This is a genomic window from Endozoicomonas euniceicola (genome assembly GCF_025562755.1).
Classification (GTDB): domain Bacteria; phylum Pseudomonadota; class Gammaproteobacteria; order Pseudomonadales; family Endozoicomonadaceae; genus Endozoicomonas_A; species Endozoicomonas_A euniceicola.
On the sequence record NZ_CP103300.1, the window covers coordinates 6,157,117 to 6,180,879 of the forward strand.

Annotated in this window: 17 protein-coding genes; 11 read left to right on the top strand and 6 right to left on the bottom strand. The window is 48.8% G+C overall.

What is annotated here, in order from left to right; all coding sequences use genetic code 11:
* The first annotated feature begins 119 nt into the window (after window positions 1-119).
* Together NX720_RS25260 and NX720_RS25265 are read left to right on the top strand one after the other, a co-directional pair.
* Window positions 120-1,157 carry a hypothetical protein gene (locus tag NX720_RS25260; RefSeq protein WP_262598368.1) on the top strand — a complete coding sequence of 346 codons (1,038 nt, stop codon included), beginning with the start codon at window positions 120-122 and terminating at the stop codon, window positions 1,155-1,157.
* Between the two features lie 412 nt (window positions 1,158-1,569).
* Window positions 1,570-2,589 carry a hypothetical protein gene (locus NX720_RS25265; RefSeq protein WP_262598369.1) on the top strand — a complete coding sequence of 340 codons (1,020 nt, stop codon included), beginning with the start codon at window positions 1,570-1,572 and terminating at the stop codon, window positions 2,587-2,589.
* A gap of 55 nt (window positions 2,590-2,644) precedes the next feature.
* Here the strand turns inward: NX720_RS25265 and NX720_RS25270 are convergent, their stop codons facing one another.
* The gene (locus tag NX720_RS25270) at window positions 2,645-2,773 is read right to left on the bottom strand and encodes a hypothetical protein (RefSeq protein WP_262598371.1); all 129 of its coding nucleotides are present in this window, start codon (window positions 2,771-2,773) and stop codon (window positions 2,645-2,647) included.
* A 269-nt stretch (window positions 2,774-3,042) separates the two neighbouring features.
* Between NX720_RS25270 and NX720_RS25275 the strand changes: the two genes are divergently transcribed.
* Window positions 3,043-4,071, top strand: coding sequence for a hypothetical protein (locus NX720_RS25275; RefSeq protein WP_262598372.1), 1,029 nt, complete (start codon window positions 3,043-3,045; stop codon window positions 4,069-4,071).
* Between the two features lie 69 nt (window positions 4,072-4,140).
* Here the strand turns inward: NX720_RS25275 and cysS are convergent, their stop codons facing one another.
* The gene (gene cysS / locus NX720_RS25280) at window positions 4,141-5,520 is read right to left on the bottom strand and encodes a cysteine--tRNA ligase (protein WP_262601663.1); all 1,380 of its coding nucleotides are present in this window, start codon (window positions 5,518-5,520) and stop codon (window positions 4,141-4,143) included.
* A gap of 91 nt (window positions 5,521-5,611) precedes the next feature.
* Window positions 5,612-7,282 (bottom strand): glutamine--tRNA ligase/YqeY domain fusion protein, encoded by a 1,671-nt coding sequence (locus NX720_RS25285; protein ID WP_262598373.1) that lies wholly within the window; start codon window positions 7,280-7,282, stop codon window positions 5,612-5,614.
* A 273-nt stretch (window positions 7,283-7,555) separates the two neighbouring features.
* Between NX720_RS25285 and NX720_RS25290 the strand changes: the two genes are divergently transcribed.
* From NX720_RS25290 to NX720_RS25300, 3 genes are all read left to right on the top strand, one after another.
* Window positions 7,556-8,533, top strand: coding sequence for a hypothetical protein (locus NX720_RS25290; protein WP_262598374.1), 978 nt, complete (start codon window positions 7,556-7,558; stop codon window positions 8,531-8,533).
* Window positions 8,534-8,661: 128 nt separating this feature from the next.
* Entirely contained in the window at window positions 8,662-9,153 is a 492-nt protein-coding gene (locus NX720_RS25295) for a peptidylprolyl isomerase (protein WP_262598375.1), read from the top strand.
* Window positions 9,154-9,873 (top strand): UDP-2,3-diacylglucosamine diphosphatase, encoded by a 720-nt coding sequence (locus NX720_RS25300; protein WP_262598376.1) that lies wholly within the window; start codon window positions 9,154-9,156, stop codon window positions 9,871-9,873.
* Between the two features lie 62 nt (window positions 9,874-9,935).
* On the opposite strand, the gene NX720_RS25305 is transcribed toward NX720_RS25300, so the two are convergent.
* The gene (locus NX720_RS25305; RefSeq protein ID WP_262598377.1) at window positions 9,936-10,337 is read right to left on the bottom strand and encodes a hypothetical protein; all 402 of its coding nucleotides are present in this window, start codon (window positions 10,335-10,337) and stop codon (window positions 9,936-9,938) included.
* 84 nt (window positions 10,338-10,421) lie between these two features.
* Entirely contained in the window at window positions 10,422-11,168 is a 747-nt protein-coding gene (gene miaE / locus NX720_RS25310) for a tRNA-(ms[2]io[6]A)-hydroxylase (RefSeq protein ID WP_262598378.1), read from the bottom strand.
* 386 nt (window positions 11,169-11,554) lie between these two features.
* Between miaE and NX720_RS25315 the strand changes: the two genes are divergently transcribed.
* The 3 genes from NX720_RS25315 (at window position 11,555) to NX720_RS25325 (ending at window position 16,815) form a co-directional block, all read left to right on the top strand.
* Window positions 11,555-12,334, top strand: a complete 780-nt coding sequence (locus NX720_RS25315) for an efflux RND transporter periplasmic adaptor subunit (protein WP_262598379.1) — start codon at window positions 11,555-11,557, stop codon at window positions 12,332-12,334.
* A 6-nt stretch (window positions 12,335-12,340) separates the two neighbouring features.
* A complete protein-coding gene (locus NX720_RS25320; RefSeq protein ID WP_262598381.1) occupies window positions 12,341-15,454 on the top strand; it encodes an efflux RND transporter permease subunit in 3,114 nt (1,037 codons plus the stop codon).
* A gap of 500 nt (window positions 15,455-15,954) precedes the next feature.
* Window positions 15,955-16,815, top strand: a complete 861-nt coding sequence (locus NX720_RS25325) for a universal stress protein (protein WP_262598382.1) — start codon at window positions 15,955-15,957, stop codon at window positions 16,813-16,815.
* A gap of 63 nt (window positions 16,816-16,878) precedes the next feature.
* On the opposite strand, the gene NX720_RS25330 is transcribed toward NX720_RS25325, so the two are convergent.
* A complete protein-coding gene (locus NX720_RS25330; protein ID WP_262598383.1) occupies window positions 16,879-19,698 on the bottom strand; it encodes a hypothetical protein in 2,820 nt (939 codons plus the stop codon).
* Between the two features lie 534 nt (window positions 19,699-20,232).
* Between NX720_RS25330 and NX720_RS25335 the strand changes: the two genes are divergently transcribed.
* Together NX720_RS25335 and NX720_RS25340 are read left to right on the top strand one after the other, a co-directional pair.
* A complete protein-coding gene (locus tag NX720_RS25335) occupies window positions 20,233-22,395 on the top strand; it encodes a type I secretion system permease/ATPase (protein WP_262598384.1) in 2,163 nt (720 codons plus the stop codon).
* Complete coding sequence (locus NX720_RS25340) at window positions 22,392-23,762, top strand: HlyD family type I secretion periplasmic adaptor subunit (protein ID WP_262598385.1); 1,371 nt, start codon at window positions 22,392-22,394, stop codon at window positions 23,760-23,762. The genes NX720_RS25335 and NX720_RS25340 overlap by 4 nt, the downstream gene beginning before the upstream one ends.
* Window position 23,763: the final 1 nt, after the last annotated feature.

Here is a 23,763-nt window from a genome sequence, read left to right on the forward strand (position 1 = left end):
CCCAGTGGTCTAGTTTTTTTCACTTGAGTAAAAAAGCTTTTTTTATACACAATTTTTTCAGGTGTTAACCAGTGCAGTTCTTTAAATTAGCCACACAGTGTCTACTGACATTCCTCTTTATGTCCCTGACACTCGCCGCACAGGCAGGAAAAAAAACCTTTTACAAGCTTGAGATGGATAAAAAAACATGGGAAGTGGAAGTCAAAGACTATCAAGTTGGAGAAATTAGGAGACTTGTGACAACGACCCGTCTCATGCATCAGACCGACAGCGGCGATTCGGAAGGCGATAGCACTTCAGAAAGCAATAGCACTACAGATTCTTCTGAAGAGTATACAGCCAGGGTCAGACTTCACCCTAGCACCAGCGCTCTGAATAGACATCGGGGCTTGCAGACTTTTAACGCACATATATCAAGTCTCGACACACGAGATGATTCAAACATGGAGCCGTATACTGGGCATACTGATAGATCGTGGTACATTGTCCATGTCGTTGAACTAACGGATGAGGTTATAAAACACTTTACGCAAACCGGTCATCAGGATCAACTCAGGCTTCTTCTTCCAACAGGATTGATTAAAACAGACGATCTAATTATTGATCTGTTCCTCGACTATTTTTCCTTCAGTGAAAGTGGAACCTCCGGATCAGGAAAGGTGATCCTGAGAACATACGGAGTAGACGGGCAGAAGATAGCTGAAACGTCTTTACCAGTAGAAGCCCGAATCGCAACCAGCAATGAAGGAAGTGTTTATCTTTCAAGCCTTTCTCATGAAGGCAATGAAAACACTCCCTCACAGCCTTTCTCACTAACCTTTGTCAGACAGGAACTGGTGGACGATACGACACTTGCGGAAGAAAACAGGGTCGCCCTTGAACGCGAAAATGACGCCCAGGTAACAGTGAATAATGATGAACAGGAACCTGACTTAGACTCCAGCATTCCGAAAATTCCGGATGACGGTGAGCCGACTGCAGCCAATGAGCAAGCACAACCCGACCAGGAAGACAAAGTATCCACGAGCGGGGATGAAGTCGATGTAAACACAATTCCACCCGGGGAAGAACATCTCCCTGAGCTACCAGGTCGCTCACCAGCCGACGACCAAAACCGGTCACCATTCACAGGTATATCAAACTTATCAGGCAAGTAATACCCAATATTCATTTGCTGCGCCGGTAGACGCTCAAGGCGGATAGCCGCTTCCTTCAGGCTTTCCTGAGAGTAATTCACCAGGCTGCGATAGTGCGAAGACATCAGGAAGTAACGAACCACTTCAAACACCGAACATTTCACTAATGATGCTGCAGCGAATATAACAACGTTCGCTGCGCAAACTTATCAAAGCTACCCGACAGCTGACTTACATCACTCTCACATTCATTCGCAAAGTCCACTTTTTACTATGTACAGAGATTAGAGAAGGCTGACAATTTACACAAGCCTCCCAGTGGTCTAGTTTTTTTCACTTGAGTAAAAAAGCTTTTTTTATACACAATTTTTTCAGGTGTTAACCAGTGCAGTTCTTTAAATTAGCCACACAGTGTCTACTGACATTCCTCTTTATGTCCCTGACACTCGCCGCACAGGCAGGAAAAAAAACCTTTTACAAGCTTGAGATGGATAAAAAAACATGGGAAGTGGAAGTCAAAGACTATCAAGATGAAGGAATTAGGAGACTTGTGACAACGACCCGTCTCGTGCATCAGACCGACAGCGGCAATTCGGAAAGCAATAGCGCTACGGATTCTTCTGAAGAGTATACAGCCAGGGTCATACTTGACCCTAGAATCAGGGCTCTGAGTAAATATCAGGGCTTGCAGATTTTTAACGCACATATATCAAGTTTCAACACACGAGATGATTCAAACATGGAGCCGCATACTGGGCATACTGATAGATGGCATTCCATTATCCAAGTCGTTGAACTAACGGATGAGGTTATAAAACGCTTTACGCAAACCGGTCATCAGAATCAACTCGAGCTTCTTCTTCCAACAGGATTGATTAAAACAGACGATCTAATTATTGATCTGTTCCTCGACTATTTTTCCTTCAGTGAAAGTGGAACCTCCGGATCAGGAAAGGTGATCCTGAGAACATACGGAGTAGACGGGCAGAAGATAGCTGAAACGTCTTTACCAGTAGAAGCCCGAATCGCAACCAGCAATGAAGGAAGTGTTTATCTTTCAAGCCTTTCTCATGAAGGCAATGAAAACACTCCCTCACAGCCTTTCTCACTAACCTTTGTCAGACAGGAACTAGTGGACGATACGACACTTGCGGAAGAAAACAGAGCCGCCCTTGAACGCGAAAATGACGCCCAGGTAACAGTGAATAATTATGAAGAGGAATCTGGCTCAGTCTCCAGCATTCCGAAAATTCCGGATGACGGTGAGCCGACTGCAGCCAATGAGCAAGCACAACCCGACCAGGAAGACAAAGTATCCACGAGCGGGGATGAAGTCGATGTAAACACAATTCCACCCGGGGAAGAATATCTCCCTGAGCTACCAGGTCGCTCACCAGCCGACGATCAAAACCGGTCACCATTCACAGGTATATCAAACTTATCAGGCAAGTAATACCCAATATTCATTTGCTGCGCCCGTACAAAACGGGCGCAACTCTTCGTATGATTTAACCGTAAGGTAGACGCTCAAGGCGGATAGCCGCTTCCTTCAGGCTTTCCTGAGAGTAATTCACCAGGCTGCGATAGTGCGAAGACATCAGGAAGTAACGAACCACTTCAAACACCGAACATTTCACTAATGATGCTGCAGCGAATATAACAACGTTCGCTGCGCAAACTTATCAAAGCTACCCGACAGCTGACTTACACCACTCTCACATTCATTCGCAAAGTCCACTTTTTACTATGCACAGAGATTAGAGAAGGCTGACAATTTGCATAAGCCTCCCAGTGGTCTAGTTTTTTTCACTTGAGTAAAAAAGCTTTTTTTATACACAATTTTTTCAGGTGTTAACCAGTGCAGTTCTTTAAATTATCCACACAGTGTCTACTGACATTCCTCTTTATGTCCCTGACACTCGCCGCACAGGCAGGAAAAAAAACCTTTTACAAGCTTGAGATGGATAAAAAAACATGGGAAGTGGAAGTCAAAGACTATCAAGATGAAGGAATTAGGAGACTTGTGACAACGACCCGTCTCGTGCATCAGACCGACAGCGACAATTCGGAAGGCGATAGCAATTCGGAAAGCAATAGCGGTACGGATTCTTCTGAAGAGTATACAGCCAGGGCCATACTTCACCCTAGCACCAGCACTCTGAACAGACATCAGGGCTTGCAGACTTTTTACCCATATACATCAAGTCTCAACACACGAGATGGTTCAAACATGGAGCCGCCTACTAATGGATGGTGGCTCACTCCCCATGTCGTTGAACTAACGGATGAGGTTATAAAACGCTTTACGCAAACCGGTCATCAGGATCAATTCAAGCTTCTTCTTCCAACAGGATTGATTAAAACAGACGATCTAATTATTGATCTGTTCCTCGACGAATTTTCCTTCAGTGAAAGTGGAACCTCCGGATCAGGAAAGGTGACTCTGAGAACATACGGAGTAGACGGGCAGAAGATAGCTGAAACGTCTTTACCAGTAGAAGCCCGAATCGCAACCAGCAATGAAGGAAGTGTTTATCTTTCAAGCCTTTCTCATGAAGGCAATGAAAACACTCCCTCGCAGCCTTTCTTACTAACCTTTGTCAGACAGGAACTGGTGGACGATACGACACTTGCGGAAGAAAACAGGGTCGCCCTTGAACGCGAAAATGACGCCCAGGTAACAGTGAATAATGATGAACAGGAGCCTGACCCAGACTCCAGCATTCCGGAAATTCCGGATGACGGTGAACCGACTGCAGCCAATGAGCAAGTACAACCCGACCAGGAAGACGAAGCATCCACGAGCGAGGATGAAGCCGATGTAAACACAATTCCACCCGGGGAAGAATCTCTCCCTGAGCTACCGGCTCGCTCACCAGCCGACGATCAAAACCGGTCACCATTCACAGGCATATCAAACTTATCAGGCAAGTAATACCCAATATTCATTTGCTGCGCCCGTACAACACGGTCGCAGCTTTTCATAAGTTTTAACTCGTAAAGTTTAACGCTCTACCCGCCAGGTGGTTCCCTGAGGACCATCCTGCAAACTGATCCCCTGAGCTGCCAGCTCATCACGAATGCGGTCACACTCAGCAAAGTCACGGGCTTTCTTAGCATCGGCACGCTTCTGGATCATCCCTTCAATCCAGGCTTCATCCAGATCACTGCCGGATTTCAGGAAGGCTTCAGCCCCCCCCTGAACAATACCCAGAATGCCACCCAGCTTCACCAGCAACGCCGCCAGAGGCAGTGCCTGCTGCTCATTTTCTGCTCGAACACGGTTCAGCTCACGCACCAGATCAAACAGCACCGCCAGTGCCACCGGGGTATTAAAGTCATCGTCCATGGCCGCGAGGAAACGCTGCTCGAACTCAGACTCAACCGCCGCTTCAACCCCCTCCAGCTTCAAGCCTTTCAGAGCCGTGTAAAGACGCTCAAGACGGACAGCCGCTTCCTTCAGGCTTTCCTGAGAGTAATTCACCGGGCTGCGATAGTGCGAAGAGATCAGGAAGTAACGAACCACCTCATCCGGAAACTGCTCTAACACCTCACGGATGGTAAAGAAGTTACCCAGACTCTTGGACATTTTCACGTTATCGATGCGAATTGCCCCGGAATGCATCCAGGTGTTCACAAAGGTTGCATTATTGTGCGCTTCAGACTGAGCAATTTCATTTTCATGATGCGGGAACTTCAGGTCAGAACCACCGCCATGAATATCGAAGGTGTCACCCAGGCAGCACTTACCCATCACCGAGCACTCAATATGCCAGCCCGGTCGACCATTGCCCCATGGAGATGCCCAGAAAGGTTCGCCTTCTTTGGCACCTTTCCAGAGTACAAAGTCCATCGGGTCTTCCTTACTCTCTTCCACATCAATGCGCGCGCCGGCCTCCAGCTCTTCCAGTATTTTACCGGACAGCTTGCCGTAGCCTTCAAACTTGCGCACACGGTAGTACACATCACCATTACCCGGCGCGTAGGCAAAACCTTTGTCGATCAGACCGCCGATCATCTCAATCATTCCCTGCACATGCTCAGTAGCACGCGGCTCCTGATCCGGTGGCAGGTTGCCAAGACGGGTAAAATCGTCTCGCATGGCAGCGATCATACGATCGGTCAGCACATCAATGGTTTCATTATTCTCAGTGGCGCGCCTGATGATCTTGTCGTCAATATCCGTCACATTGCGTACATAGGTCAGGTTATAACCTTTCGCACGCAGATAACGCGCCACCACATCAAAGGCGGTCACAGTACGGGCGTGACCAATATGACAGAAGTCATACACCGTCATACCACACACGTACATACGTACATGGTTTTCGTCGATAGGCTGAAACGGCTCTTTCTTTCGAGTTAAAGTGTTGTAAATCTGCAGCACTTTCAATGTCCTGTTGCCTTTTTCTCAGGCAGTTTCTGAGTCTTCAGCCCGTAATCAAACAGACTGAAGGCTACTGTGCATCCTATCCTCAGACCTTGCTGGCCCAGGTATCTTTCAGACCAATCGTCAGATTGAACACCGGATGTTCCGCGCTGTGATCGTAACGATCCGCCACAAAATAACCTTCACGCTCAAACTGGAAACCCTGTTCTGGCTTAGCGCTGGCCAGACCCGGTTCAACCCATGCCTGCTTTACTTCCAGAGAGTTTGGGTTGATATGGGTAATAAAATCTTCTTCGCCCTTGTCCGGTGCCGGATGGTTAAACAGACGATCATACTGACGCAACTCAACCTGTTTGCCGTGGCTCGCAGACACCCACTGGATAACACCTCGTGGCTTCACACCTTCCGGCGGATTTTCACCCACAGTACCTGGCACATAAGAACAGTGAATTTCAACAATCTCACCATTCTCATCCTTAATCACATTGTCATTTTTGACCACGTAAGCACTACGCAGGCGCACATACTCACCTTTCACCAGACGCTTGAACTTCTTGCGGGACAGCGTGGTGTCTTCAGTGAAGTCAGCACGGTCAATATACAGTTCACGGGTGAACGGCAGAGTGCGTTCGCCCATATCCTTACTTGGGTGCATTGGTGCGGTCATTTCCTGCACCTCACCTTCCGGCAGGTTAGTAATGATGACTTTCAGCGGATTCAGCACCGCCATGCCACGGGGAGCATTCTGATTCAAATCATCACGAATGGCGTGTTCCAGCATGGAAATATCCGCAATACCATCGGTACGACTGACACCGACCATCTCAGAGAACTTACGAATGGCAGCCGGCGTATAACCACGACGACGCATACCAGAAATGGTCGGCATACGGGGATCTTCCCAGCCGGTAACAAAGTTCTCATCCACCAGACGCTTCAGCTTACGCTTGGAGGTGATGGTGTAGTTCAGATTGGTGCGGGCAAATTCATACTGACGCGGCTTGTGCGGCACCGGCAGGTTTTCGATAAACCATTCATACAGCGGGCGGTGGTCCTGAAATTCCAGAGTACAAATGGAGTGAGTAATACCCTCAATGGCATCTTCCTGACCATGGGCAAAGTCATAGCTTGGGTAGATGCACCACTTATCACCCGTCTGGTGATGGCTCTGTTTGCGGATACGGTACAGCACCGGATCACGCATATTCATGTTCGGGTGTTGCAGGTCGATTTTGGCGCGCAGGCTGCAACTGCCCTCATCGTATTCACCGGCACGCATCTTTTCAAACTCGGTCAGGTTGTCTTCTACTGATCTTTTCCGGTCAGCGGTTTCAACCCCCGGGGTTTTGAAGTCACCACGGTTGCGGGCCATGGATTCTGCATCCTGATGATCCACGTAAGCCTTACCTTCCCTGATCAGATGCACAGCCCACTCGTAAAACCTGTCGAAGTAGCCGGAGGCATAACGAGCCTCGCCACTCCACTGATAACCAAGCCATTTGACATCTTCCCGGATGCTGTCGACGTACTTCTGCTCTTCCTTTTCAGGGTTGGTATCATCAAAGCGCAGATTACACTGGCCACCGAATTTCTCGGCCAGGCCAAAGTTCAAACAGATAGAAGTCGCGTGTCCCACGTGCAGAAAGCCATTCGGCTCTGGTGGGAAGCGAGTGTGGATAGAAGTTACTACACCTTCGGCCAGATCTTTTTCAATGATCTGCTCCAGAAAGTTACTTGGTTTGTCTGTTGTGCTCATTGCAACCAGTATCTTGGGAGGTGATGCCGGGCTAGTTGCCGAGCGAGTAGCTCAGACCATAGTACCAGACATCAGATTCATGAAACTTTTTCAAACGTGCGAGACTACCATTATAAACGCTGATGGTTCAACAAGATAACCTGTAGCTTATGAGTGGGCCGAGCCGGGCTTATTGTCTGCGGAAATCTCAAATTCAGAAGCCTGAAGAAATTGTCAGTGTGAGAATCACTGCTATTCTGCTTGTTGTCGCCCTAGCCCCCATGAGAACCCATTATGAAGAATCGCTGTCGGCTCAGCAGTTTTTCTGCGGCCGTTCTTGCTTCTGCAGTTTCGCTGGCTGAAGCTACTCCAATAGCTGAAAGCGCGGAAAGCTATGCTGCCCGTCTACTCCTGATAGAACGCCAAAAAAGAGCCATACAACTACAAAAGACCGTCAGTTACGAGAGAAACTGCCCGGACTCAACAAACACTTTTGTTTGTGGAGAGTCGTACTGTGACACCTATAATTCACATCCTGAATCTTTTGAGGCCCTTTCTTCTACAAACTCCGGTTACCTGACATATAACCTGGCCGCTTACCTGAGAACCTACCCCAATAAAAGCTCATCGCTTTGCGTAGATCTGAATACCCTCAATGATCCGGAAGCCGCTTATAAGATAAATGCGCTGAAGGGTCTGGTATTTCATGGCGTTATAAAAGTTGAAGATAAACGCAACGGGCAGATAGCCTATATTCCATTTAAAACAAGCGGGCTTTCCGAACCCTCCAGTGGGAAAGCGGGTGCTGACAACGTCAGGTACAATTTCACTCTTCTCAAAGATGAAGATTTGGATATTTACAGCAGACACGGTATGGCACTTCAGGCAATCCAGTGGAAAGCCTATCAAAATGCACTGCGTGTTGTCCTACCTAAAAGCCGTAGGCATAATTCAGGTTATCGGCATCAAATCCGGCTGCGTCGCTCAAAAATGTCATTGAACCTATATGGGACAAACGGCAAGACTGCCTACCCGGGAGGTTCTTACAAAGCAATCCTGAAAGGTTCACTGAACCTACCCTGGAGCGATCAGGCCAACCTGAGTTTTTCTTCAGGAACCAACGTAAAATTTGCCAGGCCCGGCAGAAATAACTTCAGGCTGGATTCAAGATATATCAGAACAGTCAGTTTCTTGCCTGGTGGAGAAGAAATCAAAGGAGAAGGCTACAGGGCATTCTCAGTTATAGAGATAATACTCATCCCCCCGGGCTAATACGAAAAACACATCCATCGCCCCTCCCCTTTTACACTGACGCCAGAAACACCTAAAATGGCTTGCTCTCCTGCCCTGAGTCCTTATAGGGCTCAGGGTACAGTATCAATTGAAAAGACGGTAACCACATGGTTGTACTGCATACCAATTTCGGCGATATCAAGCTGGAACTGGACGCTGAAAAAGCGCCTAAAACGACTGCAAACTTCGAAGAGTATGTAAAAAGCCGTCATTTCGACGGCACCATCTTCCATCGTATCATTGACGGATTCATGATTCAGGGCGGTGGTTTTGAGCCGGGTATGGTTCAGAAATCCACCAATGACCCCATTGAAAACGAAGCAGACAACGGCCTGAAGAACGACCGTTACACCATTGCCATGGCTCGTACCATGGACCCACATTCTGCTTCCTGCCAGTTTTTCATCAACGTTGCCGACAATGGCTTCCTGAACCATACCAGTAAATCTCAGGACGGCTGGGGCTACTGCGTATTTGGTAAGGTCACTGAAGGTACTGAAGTCGTTGACAAGATCAAGGGCGCGAAAACTACTTTCCGGGCAGGCCACCAGGATGTACCGGTTGAAGATGTAGTTATCGAGTCTGCGGAACTGGTGTAAATGCAGGCGCAGTTCATTTCCGACCTGCACCTGACACCCGAACGCCCGGACATCGCCCGGGCGTTTTTGCGATTTATGGATGAACAGGCTCCGAAAGCTGACACCCTTTATATTCTTGGAGATTTTTTCGAGTACTGGGTGGGAGACGATGCCATGGAGCCTTTCCATCAAGAAATTGCAGATAAGCTCAGGCGCTACACCGACGCAGGTCATCACCTTTTCTTTATGCCCGGCAACCGTGATTTTGCGGTGGGGCGCTGCTTCCTGAAGCAAACCCGCGCCCAGTGGTTACAAGACCCCTGCACCATTGAACTAAACGGTGAGAAAGTCCTGCTGATGCACGGCGACCTGCTGTGTACCGATGATGAACACTATCAGAAATACCGTAAGCGTATTCGTCACCCCCTGGTTTTAGGCTTTCTTCGGCTCCTGCCCCTGAGTTACCGCAAGAAGCTCGCTGCCAGAATTCGCGCCAACAGCCAAAAGGCAAAGTCCGGCAAAAGCCTTGAAATCATGGATGTAAACCGTGATGAAGTGGTCAGGGTCATGGAGCAATATGGGGTAAAAACCCTGATTCATGGTCATACCCATCGCCCCGATACTCACGCCGTAACATTATCTACCGGCACTGGACAACGCATTGTACTGGGCGACTGGGATAAATGTGGCTGGGTGCTACCTGGCGACAGCGGTTTACACCAGCAACGTTTCAGTCTTTGATTTCCTGCCCCTACAGACGACTGAGCCGGTGGGGGCTAACTAAAAGTATTTGACAGTTGACGTTAGCTGGGAAGTCTGGACAGAATGAGCTTTAAGGTGTCTTTGATTTCTACGTTATCAGCTTTCAGCTCAGAAACATCAGCCTTCAGTTCAGAAACATCAGCTTTTAGTTCAGAAACATCAGCCTTCAGCACAGAAACATCAGTCTCCAGCCTAGAAACATCAGTTTTCAATCCTGAGACATCAGTTTTCAATCCTGAGACATCAGCTTTCAATCCTGAGACATCAGCTTTCAATTCAGAAATTCCAGAGCTTTGCTGGTCTATTTTTTGCTCAAGGCGATCGACTTTCCGATCAATAACCTTAACGTCAGAGCGCGTCTCCCCAACCACTCTGACTATATCGGTTAAAGTATTGAGTTGATGATCAGACTCGCTGTTCGATGCTTTAGCTGTTGCGCTCATGCTGTACTCCCGCAGACTTAGGGTTTACAGAATAGCAGAAACTGATGAAACAATACTCAACCAACTATTTATTTAACCTTTTATTTAATCAGGCCTGCCACTGTGAAAACGAAACTGCTGGTCGCCAGACTCAACAGCCTTACGGTCAATAGCAGCAAACACCGCAATCCGGTCTGAGATATCCGTTTGAGCAATGCTTTCAGCCAGCGTCAGGTAATCCATAAAATGTCGCCCCTCCGACAGCAGCAGGGAGCGGTAAAATTTTGCCAGCTCATCATCCACATGAAAGGCCAGCTTGTGAAAACGCTCGCAGGAGCGGGCTTCAACAAACGCTCCACAAACCAGAATATCCACCAGTTGCCCCGGCTCGCGCTTACGCACCTGCTCACGCATCAGTCCGTGGTAGCGTGAGGCTGAAACCTGCCGGTAACGAATATTCCGCTTTTTCATCAACTTCATTACCTGCTCAAAATGCAGTAACTCTTCCCTCGCCAGCCGGGACATTTTATGCAGCAGGTCTTCATGATGAATATACCGGAACATTTGGTTCAGCGCGGTGGACGCTGCTTTTTTCTCATTATCGTTTTTTTTACCGCTACAGCGGTCACCTGCCTGAACCCTTTGATCTACATGGTCTCCACCCATAACACCACTCAGGCCATATCTCCTCATCATGCTCATTGCCGACTGAGCAGCCTTGAATTCATTATTGAGATGATCAATGAGCAATATTTCCTGATTTTCAGGCTTGATGGCTTCCTCTACCCAGGCATCAGGTGTACGGCAAGGCAGGAAATCAAGGGCAGGGGTTATATCGATAGTTCTTGGCATTGTGACTCCTCCGTAGAATCACATTCTACACCAGCCTTATCAATCATACGCCTACTACCTTCAGAACCACTCGACCCGGGCAGTGCATCCGGGAGTGTTAACATTATTTTCCAGACTGAGTCGCCAGTTATATTTTCTACAAATACCATTTACTGTCAGAAGTCCCTGACCAAAACCCTGTGGCTTTGCCAAGTCTGCATTCAGCCCTGAACCCGGTCAATAAAGCATCGCAATACGCCGTAGTCGCAGCATTGATGAAATGAACCATCATGACATTTTTAGAAACTGTTTCTTTAAAAAAATATTTATTATCATTGGCAACTGCCCATATGGAATCAAATAACTCTTAATTCATAGGGTTTGCTGCATAAGTGAAGGAGGATCTTATGTACCGATTATCTTTAATACTGTTGCTATTAAGTCAGTGTTTACATCTTTCTGCCAGTGAGGAACTAAGCCTTTTGGGCAGTTTAAAGAGTCACGACTCACTGACCGTTGTTTCAGAAATTGATGGTGTTATTACCAGTCTCGGTTATGACCGGGGTGAGCAGGTCTCTGAAAGTAAATCATTAGTTCAGATCGACAGTGAAGATTACCTGTTAATGCTGGCAAAGGCCAAAGCCAGCCTGGCTTTGAGCAAGGCCGACATGAAAGCCAAACGAGCCCGGGTCGAGCGATACCGGAAACTGAAAGCTAAAAACAGCCTTTCACAGGAGCAGTTAGACAACGCTGAAGCTGAATTTCAGATCAGTGCCTTCACTGTTGATCTGCAAGAACTGGCCTTCGAGGACGCACAGCTCGATCTGCAAAGAACCATCATCATGCCTGTAGCTGATTACTGGGTAACGGAAAAGCTGATCGAAAAAGGCGACTGGGTGCAAAAAGGACAAACATTATATCGCCTGGAAAATTTCAATAAGCTTGAAGCTGTCGTTTATGTTACTGAAAACCACATCAACAGGATTCATCCCGGGCAATCTGTAACTATCTACGCAGAAGCTTTGCCCTCAAAGACATTTACGGGTGAAATTCTGCGCGTAGGTATTAAGCCAGAGTCCAGCAAAAACAGTTACCCTATTGACATTATTGTTAACAACCGTGACGGCCTGTTACGCTCAGGTTTTACTGTGGATGCCCGCATCAATGTAAATATTGAGCAGGAGTAAGCCACGATGAAAGCTTTCCTGCGTTTTTTTGTTGAGCGGCGTTTTTTTGCCAGCATGGTACTGGCCATTACGTGTGTTATGGGCATTATTGCGCTGCTCAATATTACCCTTCAGGAATTGCCCGCTGCCAAGCAGGGCGAAACCGTCATTATAACAGAGTACCCCGGTGTTTCTGCTGAAGAGATAGAACTGGAAATTACCAATCGAATTGAAAAGGAGCTAAAAACAGTCAAAGGCATTAGCTGGTATCAATCCATATCAGTAGACGGTCTCTCGGAAATTGAAATCCTTATTCGGGATGGAGAAGACATTGACCTGGTCAACCAGGATATCCGTGCAGCTGTGGACCGCGTGACCGATCTGCCTGCCAACCTGAAAAATGCTCCGTTAGTAGAGGCAGAAAACACAGCGACTTTTGAGTTTTTTATTTTTAGTATCAGTGGCGATATGCCTTATGCAGAGCTGAGAGAAGCAGCCCGGCAACTGGAGAAAAAACTGAGAGCGCTGGATGGTATTGGTAAAGTTGATACTGCCGGATACCTCCTCAGGGAATTTATCGTAGACCTGAACCCTGACCGTCTGAACAGTTACGGGATCAATCCTCAGACCGTGGTGGATGCCATTGCCAGACGAAACCAGTCCAGCAGTGGCGGAATTGTAGAGTCCTGGCTGGCGGAAAAAAACCTGCTGACCCTGACCCAGGTTCAATCTGCAGCGGAGCTTGAACAGAGCATTATTACCATGCTTCCCGGCGGCAGCCCCTTGCGACTGAAAGACATTGCCGAGGTAAGAGACGGCTTTGAGCGCCCCTCTGAAGCTTTTGTCGCCAATGGCGAGAAAGGTATAGGGTTTACCCTCTTTAAGACTGAGTCCGGCGACATCCTCAAAACCGTTGATGCCGTGAAAGCACTGTTGCGCCATGAAAGCGAGCGCACTGGCGGTAAGCTGAAGTTTTCAACCTCACTGAATCTGTCAGAAGAAATCAGTGACCGGTTCAGAGTCGTGCGTAACAACGGCCTGATCGGTGCCATTCTGGTGCTGGCTGTTTTGCTGATCACTATTCAACGTCGCCTGGCCCCGTGGATCACCACCTCACTGCCGGTTTGTGTCTTTGGTACGGTGAGCATGTTGCTGCTGTTTGGCTATTCCCTCGACAGTATCAGTATGTCGGCGATCCTGCTGGTGATTGGTATCATTGTTGATGACTCCATTGTTGTAGCAGAAAGTATCGACCAGAAATACCACCAGGGACTGCCGCCTGTTGAAGCCGCCGTTGAAGGGTATTCTGAAGTTTTCCGCCCTGTTGTTACCAGCCTTCTGACTACACTGCTGGTCTTTGTACCCATGCTGTTTATGGGCGGTGATTTTGGTGCCACCTATGCCATCCTCCCAATCACCATTATGATGGCCCTGCTGGTCTCTATGCTTGATGTGACTTTGCTGTTACCTGCGCACCTGGCGCACGCCATGTCAGGTACAGAGTCGCGCCAGCAAAACCAGCAAAAACAGTGGTTTCTGATCATCAAAAATCGCTATCAACACATGCTGGGAAAAGTGATTGCTGCCCGCTACGCTGTTGTCCCGGTGGTTCTCATTGCCGGCATGTGTGTTTTATACCTGAGCCTGAGTCAGTTAAAGCTGGACTTTTTCCCCACCAGTGCAGCAAGGCTTCTTGAGTTAAGCATTGAAGTTCAGGATGGCACCTCTCTGGACAAAGTGACTCGTATCCAACAGCCTCTGCTGAAATTACTGAAAGAAACCCCTGAGGTGCAACGCTATCACATCCGCCAGACTACACCTGAATCCACCGGACTGATTATTCTGACTCCCGCTGAAACTCGCTCCCAGTCTGCTGATGAAGTGGCAGGGATGCTGGAAGATGCAGCCCTGAGCATTCCCGGGGTCACTGATGCGGACATCAAGGTGGATGCCGGCGGCCCTCCCCCACCCGATCCTCTTGAGTTTCGGATATTTGGCTCTAATGATGCCAGTCGTCTACAAATGGCTCAGGATTTAAAACAATGGCTGGCAAAACAGTCTGGCGTAGTGGAGCTGGAAGTATCTGACGACAATCGTCGTCCACAGGCGAAAATTCTTCCAGACTATCAGTGGCTGGCCCGTTTGGGTTTGTCCGTTGAGGATATTAATCGCACTCTGAACCTGGCTTATGAAGGCGCTGAAGCGTCCACCAGCTGGGTGGGTGATGATGAAGTGAGCATTAAGGTATGGCTCGACTCAAAATGGCGTAATGCCGACTATCTGCCCAACCTGGATATTCCTTCTGAAAACGGCGAAACAGTGCCTTTGAGAAGAGTCGCCAGGATAGAAACGGTTATGGCACCACGGGAGCTGAGCCATTGGAATGGTGATCGCAGTAGCCTGGTCGCCGGTGATATTGAAGAGGGTACTAATGACGACGACGATGACGTGGAATCCGGTAATGAAGCCACTACCAGCCTGAAGGACAGTGATGCTATTCCAAACGCAGTAGAGATCTCAGAAAAGGCGATTGCCCATTTCAATCAGCTGGCTGCCCGATACCCGGGGGTCCGCCTGGAAGCCGGAGGAGAAGCTGAAATGACCAACTCGGCACTGCGCGGACTCACCAGCGCCATGCTAATGGCCATGGTGGGAATCTGGATGATTATTGCCTTGCTGTTCGGCTCATTGTTCCAGCCTTTGCTGGTCATCTTAATCATTCCTTTTGCAGTCGTTTCAGCCGCAACAGCATTACTACTGCATGGGCAGCCAATGTCATTCTTTGCCGCTGTGGGTATTTTGGGACTTTGCGGCGTAGTAGTGAATAATGCCCTGGTAATGGTGGATCGAATGAACCGGCAATATAAACAGGCAGCCCCTGAACTGGTGATTCATTCGATCATTGAAGCAGCAGGATCAAGGCTGCGCCCCATTTTACTGACCTCTGTTACTACTGTGGCAGGCTTGCTTCCTCTGGCTTATGGCCTGGGTGGCTCCGATGTTTATATGGGACCAATGGCCCTGACACTGGGCTATGGCATTCTGCTCACAGTACCAGTGATACTATTCCTGCTGCCCTGCTGCTATCTGATAGGACAGGATATTACAAAACTGCCTGAAAGGAATAAATCAGGTTCTTAGGCCGCTCCGGTGCTTCATCCGTTATGACAACGGTTGAAGCACTCTTTTTCCAGTACGGATTTTGAAACTGAGCTGCTCATGCCAAACAAAACTCCACGTTTTTTGCGATGATGAATCAACCAGACAAAATCTGTTGTTTCAATCCGATTGCCCCCTTGGTTCGACGAAGGCCGCCATTTAAGCAACAGCTCCTGTGCTTCCCGAACGGCTTCTTCCGGCAATGGCTGTACGCACTGGCAGACACAGGCTTCCGCTGCCGATTCTCCTCCACAGGAAAAATATGAGTGACATAAAGTATCGACAATATCGCGCCGGGAACCCTGTTCATATTACAAACCGTTAAAACAACTCATTAATATTTCAGGGCGTCAGATGTAAACAAATAGAAACTGCTCCTCCTACTCCTAATCACAGACATATTAATTGACACAGATCAGGTGTACCTCGTTTTTTATTAGGTAAGATCACTATTAAAAGAACATAAAATGGAGTGTAGAGCCATGCGAGGAGTTGCTAAAGTACTTGTTGTGATTGATACACGCAAGAAAAAACAGATCGCCCTGAATCGTGCCGTTGAGATTACAAAGGCCACCAAATCAGAGCTTCATGTCCTGTCTGCCAACCCAAAACCGTCGGAAACCTCCAGAGAAAAGCTTGAAGCACTGTCCAGCGAAATCCGGGATCAGGGCGTAAAGGTCTTCACCCAGGAAAAATGGTCAAACAGTCTGGTCGACACCGTTATTCATGTACGACAGATGGAACGTTGCCATCTGGTTGTTAAAGACTATAAGCCTGAAGGAGGCTTGCTCAGTGCGTTTTCTACCCCGAACGACTGGAACCTACTGCGCCAGTGCCGGGTACCTGTTCTTCTGGTTCGCCATGATCGCAGTTATCAGAGTTCGCAGATGCTGGCGGCAGTCAATGGCGACCCTGATGACACACACCACCACCAGCTGAATCAAGCCATCCTGCAAAACGCCCGGCTCACCGCCGATGTTTATGGCGCCACCCTGCATCTGGCTACGGCCCATCCAACCACAATGCTCGCCATCCAGGACCATGGCGATGGGGCGACGGATAAAGACCGTTACCTTAAACACTGTCAGGAGTACGCCCACAATTACGGCATCCAGCCCAAAGACATCCATGTCCGCCCCGGCCCGGCAGAATCCCTGATCCCGGAGCTTGGTCGTGAACTGCAAGCTGACCTGCTGATTATGGGCACCCAGGCCAGAACCGGCCTGCCTGCCGTTGCCCTGGGCAATACTGCAGAACAGCTGATTTCGGATATTGATACCGACCTGCTTGTTGTACAACCCAGGCACCACATGATCCCACTGGAACGGGAACTGGAAAGATAGCCCAGACAGGCCTCCCGACCTTTTCCGGGAGGTCTGGAATCCCACCAGGTCTTACCTCGTTATTTAGGGAGGGCATATGCACGTATTGTAAGAGGGGCTGCTGATCGCGTTTCTGAGGCGTATATCAATCAATGTACCCGGCAATAGCTTTAGCTGTGCCCGGGGAGGGGAGGACTTGAAGGTCAGAGCGCCTAAACCGGAACATCTGGCGATGGCATCTTGATTATCAGAATTATCGGAGTGGCTATCACGCACTGTAGCTGAGGAAACAGGTGTTTCCATATTGTCAGTCTCGGGAGCAAAAACAACTGCAGGTGTAATAAGTACCCTGACCCGATTTTGGATCTCGTAGATAGCTTCAGACGGATATTCTTCTACTGCATTACAAAACATTCCAAGCAACCATATTTCAGCTAAATGATTAAAGTGTGTTTTTGGATCTCCATTACTATCCTCTCCATGGATAATGACCTCCTCATCGCCTTTAGCTATGGTTGCGACTCTGGTTAATGGCTTTGCTCTGTTTCTCACCATTTCCCGATTGCCAGCATTTCTTCCATCTTTTTCAAAATCTCTGGTGGTTACAAAAAGCAAGAGCTGTCTGGGCACAAGTCCTGCAGGACAATCAAACTCCCCTTCAAACCATGTCCTTAACCTTAACTTCATTGAAAAGGCAGCATGCTCATCAAGAATGCCTAACCTTAACTGATGATGACCTGCTTCCTTACTATTAAATACCAGACTCATAGATTCTTTAATTGAGTGCTCAATAATCGCATCCTGATGATAACTCTGAAATTCGTTACAGCCCGGGGCGGGTGCAATTATTGGATGATAATTATCCTGATAGTCCTTACATGAGCAGGAGGCACGTGTTGATTGATTACCATCTTCCTTCTTGATTTGGACACCGATATCATTCTTATTCTTTGGATTGCCTTCAAGGTCGCAGCTTGTAAATGAGAGCTTCAGTTCTGTATTGATCCATGATTGTGTCTGACATGAAAAGGTCAGCCCGCAATAATTTGTTCCTACCGGGCTTTCTGGTGTAAGCCCAGAGAAACAGGCAGCCACAAAGCTCTGCTGTTCACGCTTCCATTCCTGATCAAGATCCAGGGTGCCGACGAGAGGTTGAGGATCCTTTTTGGCACACTCAGGTTCATAGGGCTGGATTGCTGAAGGCCTGGTGTCAACACTCTGTAACTTCTCATTTTCTTCTGCCGTGGTTAAGCCACTCCCATCGGCTTCTGATACCTTCTGACTGCAAACTCCGTGGTTGCAGAGTGGGCAATTCTTGCTTCCTGTATGTACCTTTTTTCGAGGTGGCTCATCCCCTTCGTCGCCTTCCTGATCACGCCTCTCATAGCTCTGGAATGCTATATTTGTGTGGGTGTTACGACTCACTCTGATTTCTTGCCCGTCTCCGGCTGCCGGGGCTGCGTTAGACTCCTGTTCTCTTTTATGTTTGCCTTGATGGGGTACCTGCCTGCCGTCATACCGGCTTGAAAGATCAGCTGAAAACATCTCCCGGAATTGATGCACCAGTGCTTTAAGACCGGAAATCAGAGACTCAGTTTGTTGAGTTGGCATGTTAATGTCGTCTGTTTCTGACTGCAACTGTTGCACCAGCCGTCTTTTCAATGCCTGGTAAACCAGCCCCGTGGCCGTATTTTGCCACCGGTCATAGAACAGGACTTCTTCGTGCGTTAACTCGCTGGAAACAATAAGAACGCTCTGGTAATCAGTGCCTAAGGAGTATTGAGACAGTGCCTGTATCAGGGCCTTGTCATCACGCTGCTGCAGTTCCTGGTTATCAGTAACCAGCGATGCCATCAGGAATGACAAAATCCCCGGAGAACCCTGATCGTTTTCCGTTATTCCGGCTGATGATGTCTCCAAATCATTCAGGTGCTCAAGGTCAGCTTCAATCAGCATGACTCTGTTATCAAGAATCCGGGCCAGGTCGCCATGGCCCAGAGCTATGGCCTGCTGTATTTTTTTCCTGAGGACTTTTAACAGTCGTCGTTTATTTTCCTGATTCTTCGTGATCAGCTCTTCCGCTGAATCCTGCGCCGGATACTCACTGTCGTCATAGACCATAACCAGCGGCTCAGCATCGGGTTCGGCATCGAAGGAATAATGAGTGCTGTCATTATCGTCACCATCACCGCCACTTCCGGAAGCCACCAGACCACCAGTGACAATACCTGCAATGTCATTCAGCGCCTCAGTATCCAGTAGTGCGAGATAGCTTTGCGTCTGGATGTTGATCAGCTCTTCGTACAGAGAAGCCAGGCTGGTGCCCCGGAGAATGTCGCTCCGGGTAATGACTACCCGCATAGATGCATCGCTGACAGAAATAGCCACAGCAGGATAAGACGATTTTTTAACAAGTTGCTGCCAGTTAGCAATCGCCCGCTCCAACTCTCCCTCAAGCCTGTTTCTTTTTCTGTCGTTCACCTCTCTGAAAAAAAAAGCATCAGGAATCAATCTGTTTTTTAACAATGTTTCTAAAACGGATGCCTGAGAAGGTGATCCCGTCAGCCACTGGTTTTTGTGGCTCCATACATCTCCGAACCTGCCTGAAAAAACAACACCGGCACTTCCGGCAGCTGATAAAACGGTTGACAGGAAATAGAAAAGTGAACTGGCAGAAGGTGGGGTGAAAACCGCTCTGTTATCGTCAACCGTTTTAAAGCACACCTGACGACTGTCTGTTAAAAACGCCTTTCCCGAAAAACCTGAAGTTAAATCGCCAACGGTTTCACAAACAACACTGTCGGAGGCAGCAAAAAGCAATGAACTGTTAAACAGGGCGGACAAGGAAAAGTGAATAAAAAAAAATGAAAATATGGTACGCACGAATAACTTTGACTTATTCAAGTTTGGTCTCCTTCGAATCAAGATTATTCAGATGGCTTTGAAGATGATTCGAAGACAAACCCGGTAGTTTAAAACAACGAACATCTACATCATCCAAAAACACCGAACCAAGGTTAGCATCAATCTCAAATGACGCATTCAGGAAGGCCCAACCTCCAAAACCCTGTTCTTGCACTCCTCACAATCCCGACTATTTTACTTAGCCGAGAAGTACATATCGTTATAAAACTCTTAATAAGGACATTCGGCTAATAATAAGGTCATCACCCGCTGATGACTCGAAAGATCAGAAATTTCCCTCTATTTTCTGGATGAATCAGGGGAACACCGAGCCGCTTAGTACGAACGTACTCTGAACTATCCGTTTATTTTCTGGTCATAACTACCATTGATGAACTACGGGTTCGTGTCTCTGGCTCATTGCTTGAGCTTGCTGCTGATTCAACCGGCATCCCAAAGACAGGTTCCTTTCCGCCTTAACCAGATCTGGCGTTCATCGTTTGACCACATTCAGGTGAGAAGGAACCACTGTTTATGAGTGAAGATATGCAACAGCCAGAAATCAGGGAAAGAAAGAACGGTCAGACCACATTCAGCCACTCCAGCCCTTTGCTGGAATGCCTGCTGCAACTCTGTCGCCATTACCACATAACCGCCTCATCCAGTACGCTGATCGCAGGCCTGCCCCTTGAAAACGGGCAGCTGGATATTCCACTCTTTATCAGGGCCGCTGAACGGATCGGACTATCTGCCCGGCCTCTTAAGAGCCATCTTGCTCAGCTCAACGCCCTGGTTCTTCCAGCCGTTTTACTGCTTAAGAACCATCGAGCCTGCCTGATTACCGACAGGGTCGGCGAACAGTACCGGATACTGACTACTGAGTCCGGAGGCAGCGAACTGGTTGATCGTGCCGTGTTAGAACAGGAGATGACCGGAGAGGTTATCTTCGTCAAAGAAAAACACCAGTACGACGAAAGAACCCCGGAAACCCTGAACCTGCCAGAACGTCACTGGTTCTGGGGAACGCTACTGCGCTCACGTAAAATCTATCGTGACGTTATCATCGCCTCCGTAGTGGCCAACCTGTTCGTCATCATCAGTCCACTGTTTGTCATGAACGTCTATGACCGGGTGGTGCCGAATAACGCAACAGACACCTTGTGGGTACTGGCCATCGGTGCAGGCGTTGCTTATTTCCTTGACTACCTACTGAAAACAACCCGGTCACACTTTATTGATATTGCCGGTAAAAAGTCTGACATCCTCTTGTCAGCACAGCTGTTTGAACAGACATTGGGGTTACAGTTTTCAGCCCGCCCGGTTTCCGTTGGCTCTTTCGCACGGCATCTGCAGGAATTTGATTACATTCGCGAGTTCATTACCTCCTCGACGGTTGCCACCCTGGTCGACCTTCCTTTCACCCTGTTCATTCTTGCTGTTGTCGGTCTGCTCGGCGGACCACTGGTGCTGGTCCCCCTGGCAGGCATTGTGATTATTGCCCTGCACAGCTGGTTTATACAGCCCGGACTTCGATCCGCCATTGAAAACACCCAGCGCAGCAGTGCCCAGAAACACGCCGCCCTGGTTGAAACCCTTAGTGGTATTGAAGGCATCAAAGCCAAAAGTGCGGAAGGAGAGCTTCAGCATCGCTGGGAGAAACTCACAGGCCATATAGCTATGTGGGATATCCGCACCCGCTCCATCACGACTTCTGCCGCAACGCTCTCTTCGCTGGTCATCCAGCTTGTTACCATTGGTATTGTGGTCTGCGGTGTTTATTTGATTGTTGAACAAAACCTCAGCATGGGCGGCCTGATCGCAGCGGTTATGCTTTCAGGTAGAAGTCTGGCTCCTATTGCACAGCTATCCGCGCTTTCAACCCGCTACTACCAGGCAAAATCTGCGCTGACCGCCCTGAACAAAGTCATGGAACTGCCCGTTGAACAGCAGAACCACAACAGTTCCCTGAAAACACCGGATATTTCTAAAAATATTCTTCTCGACCGAGTCAGCTTCCAGTACCCCAAACAACATGGCATGGCACTGAACGGCGTCAGCCTTGAAATCAAAGCGGGTGAGAAAGTTGCCATTATTGGTCGTATGGGCTCAGGAAAAAGCACCTTCCAGCGCCTGCTTATGCGCTTTTTTACACCCACTGCCGGACATATCCGTGTTGACGGTATTGACCTGCAACAACTCTCACCCCACGAGCTTCGTGATCGTATAGCCTACGTATCTCAGGACACTCAGCTCTACTTTGGCACCGTTCGCGACAACATTGCCCTGGGAGCTGGCTATGTCGAAGACGAAGCCGTACTCGAAGTCGCCGAACTTTGCGGCGTTACAGAATTTACCAACCTTCACCCCCTTGGCCTGCAAATGCCCGTTGCCGAACGGGGGAGTAACCTGTCCGGGGGCCAGCGCCAGAGTGTCGCGCTCGCCAGAGCCCTGTTGAGCAACCCCAGTGTTTTACTGTTTGACGAACCCTGCAGTGCTATGGACAGCCTCACCGAATACCAGTTTCGTGAACGCCTGAGGGAGTTAGCGGAAGACAAGACCCTGATCATTACCACCTATAAGAGCAGCATGCTGGATCTGGTGGATCGCATCATCGTTTTTGATCGTGGTCACCTGATTGCTGACGGGCCCAGGGAAAAAGTCATTGAAGCCCTGGAACAGGGAAAGGTGACACTATGAAAAACAGACCAACAACCCCGTGGCAGCGCCTTCTGAACAGTATCAGTCAATACCGTCAGCAACAGCTGTCCATGAACTATATGCCAGATACCAGTGCTGCCATCCTGACCCAGTCACCCAAGGGCGGACGCACACTGATTTACCTGTGTGTCATCACCGTGGTGGTTTTTCTGGTTTGGGCAGGATTTGCCAAATTGGATGAAATTGCCCGGGGTGTCGGCAAGGTGGTGCCTTCTACAAGGGTGCAGGTTATCCAAAATCTGGAAGGCGGCATCATTTCGGATATCTACGTCAGTGAAGGCGAGCGGGTTAAAGCAAACCAGTCGCTGATGCAGTTGGACAGTACCCGCTTTCTGTCAATGTTCCGGGAATCTGAAGTCGAATACTCCAGCCTTAAAGCCACCGCCTACCGTCTGCGCAGCGAAAGCGACGGGGTCGACCTGCACTTTGGCGAGGATGTTAAAGACCAGATTAAAGACATCATCCGGGAAACCAGCCTGTTTAATAATCGTCGCCAGACGCTGCAAACAGAACTGACCATTGCAGAAGAAAAGGTCAAGCAGAGTCGTCAGGAGTTAAGCGAAATGCGCTCCAGAGAAAAACATCTGAACAACAGCCTGAAGCTCGCGAACCGTGAGCTGGAATTAACCCGACCTCTGGCCAGGCAGGGAGCCGTTTCAGAAGTGGAACTTCTGCGTCTGGAACAGAGGGTGAACGAACTGGCTGGTGATCTTGACGGTGCCAGGCTGGCTATTCCAAGACTGGAATCGGCTTTACAGGCCGCACAGCAAAGAGAGCCTGAACTGCAACTCAACTTCCGCCAGAAGGCACTGCATGAGCTGAAAGAAAACGGTATCCGCCTGGCACAGTTGGAAGAGCATCTGACGGCTCAGAAAGACCGGGTTAACCGAACCCTGGTGCGTTCACCCGTCGACGGCACAGTGAAAAAGATCAACTCCAATACTCTGGGCGGGGTTGTACAACCTGGCATGGAGTTAATGGAGGTAGTTCCGCTGCAGGATCAGCTCCTGATCGAAGCGCAGATTCGTCCCAAGGATATTGCTTTTCTGCGACTGGGTCAGCCCGCCATTATCAAAATCACCGCTTACGATTTTGCGATCTATGGCAGCCTCAGAGGACAGGTCGAACACATCAGCGCCGATACGATTCAGGACGAAAACGGTCAGAGCTTCTATATTGTTCGGGTCAGAACGGAAAAAAGCCATCTGGGCAGCTCTGAAAAACCACTACCGATCATTCCGGGAATGCAGACCAGCGTCGATATTCTGACCGGAAAGAAGTCGGTGTTGGACTACCTGTTGAAGCCTATTATTCGTGCCAGGAAAAATGCCATGAGGGAACCCTGAT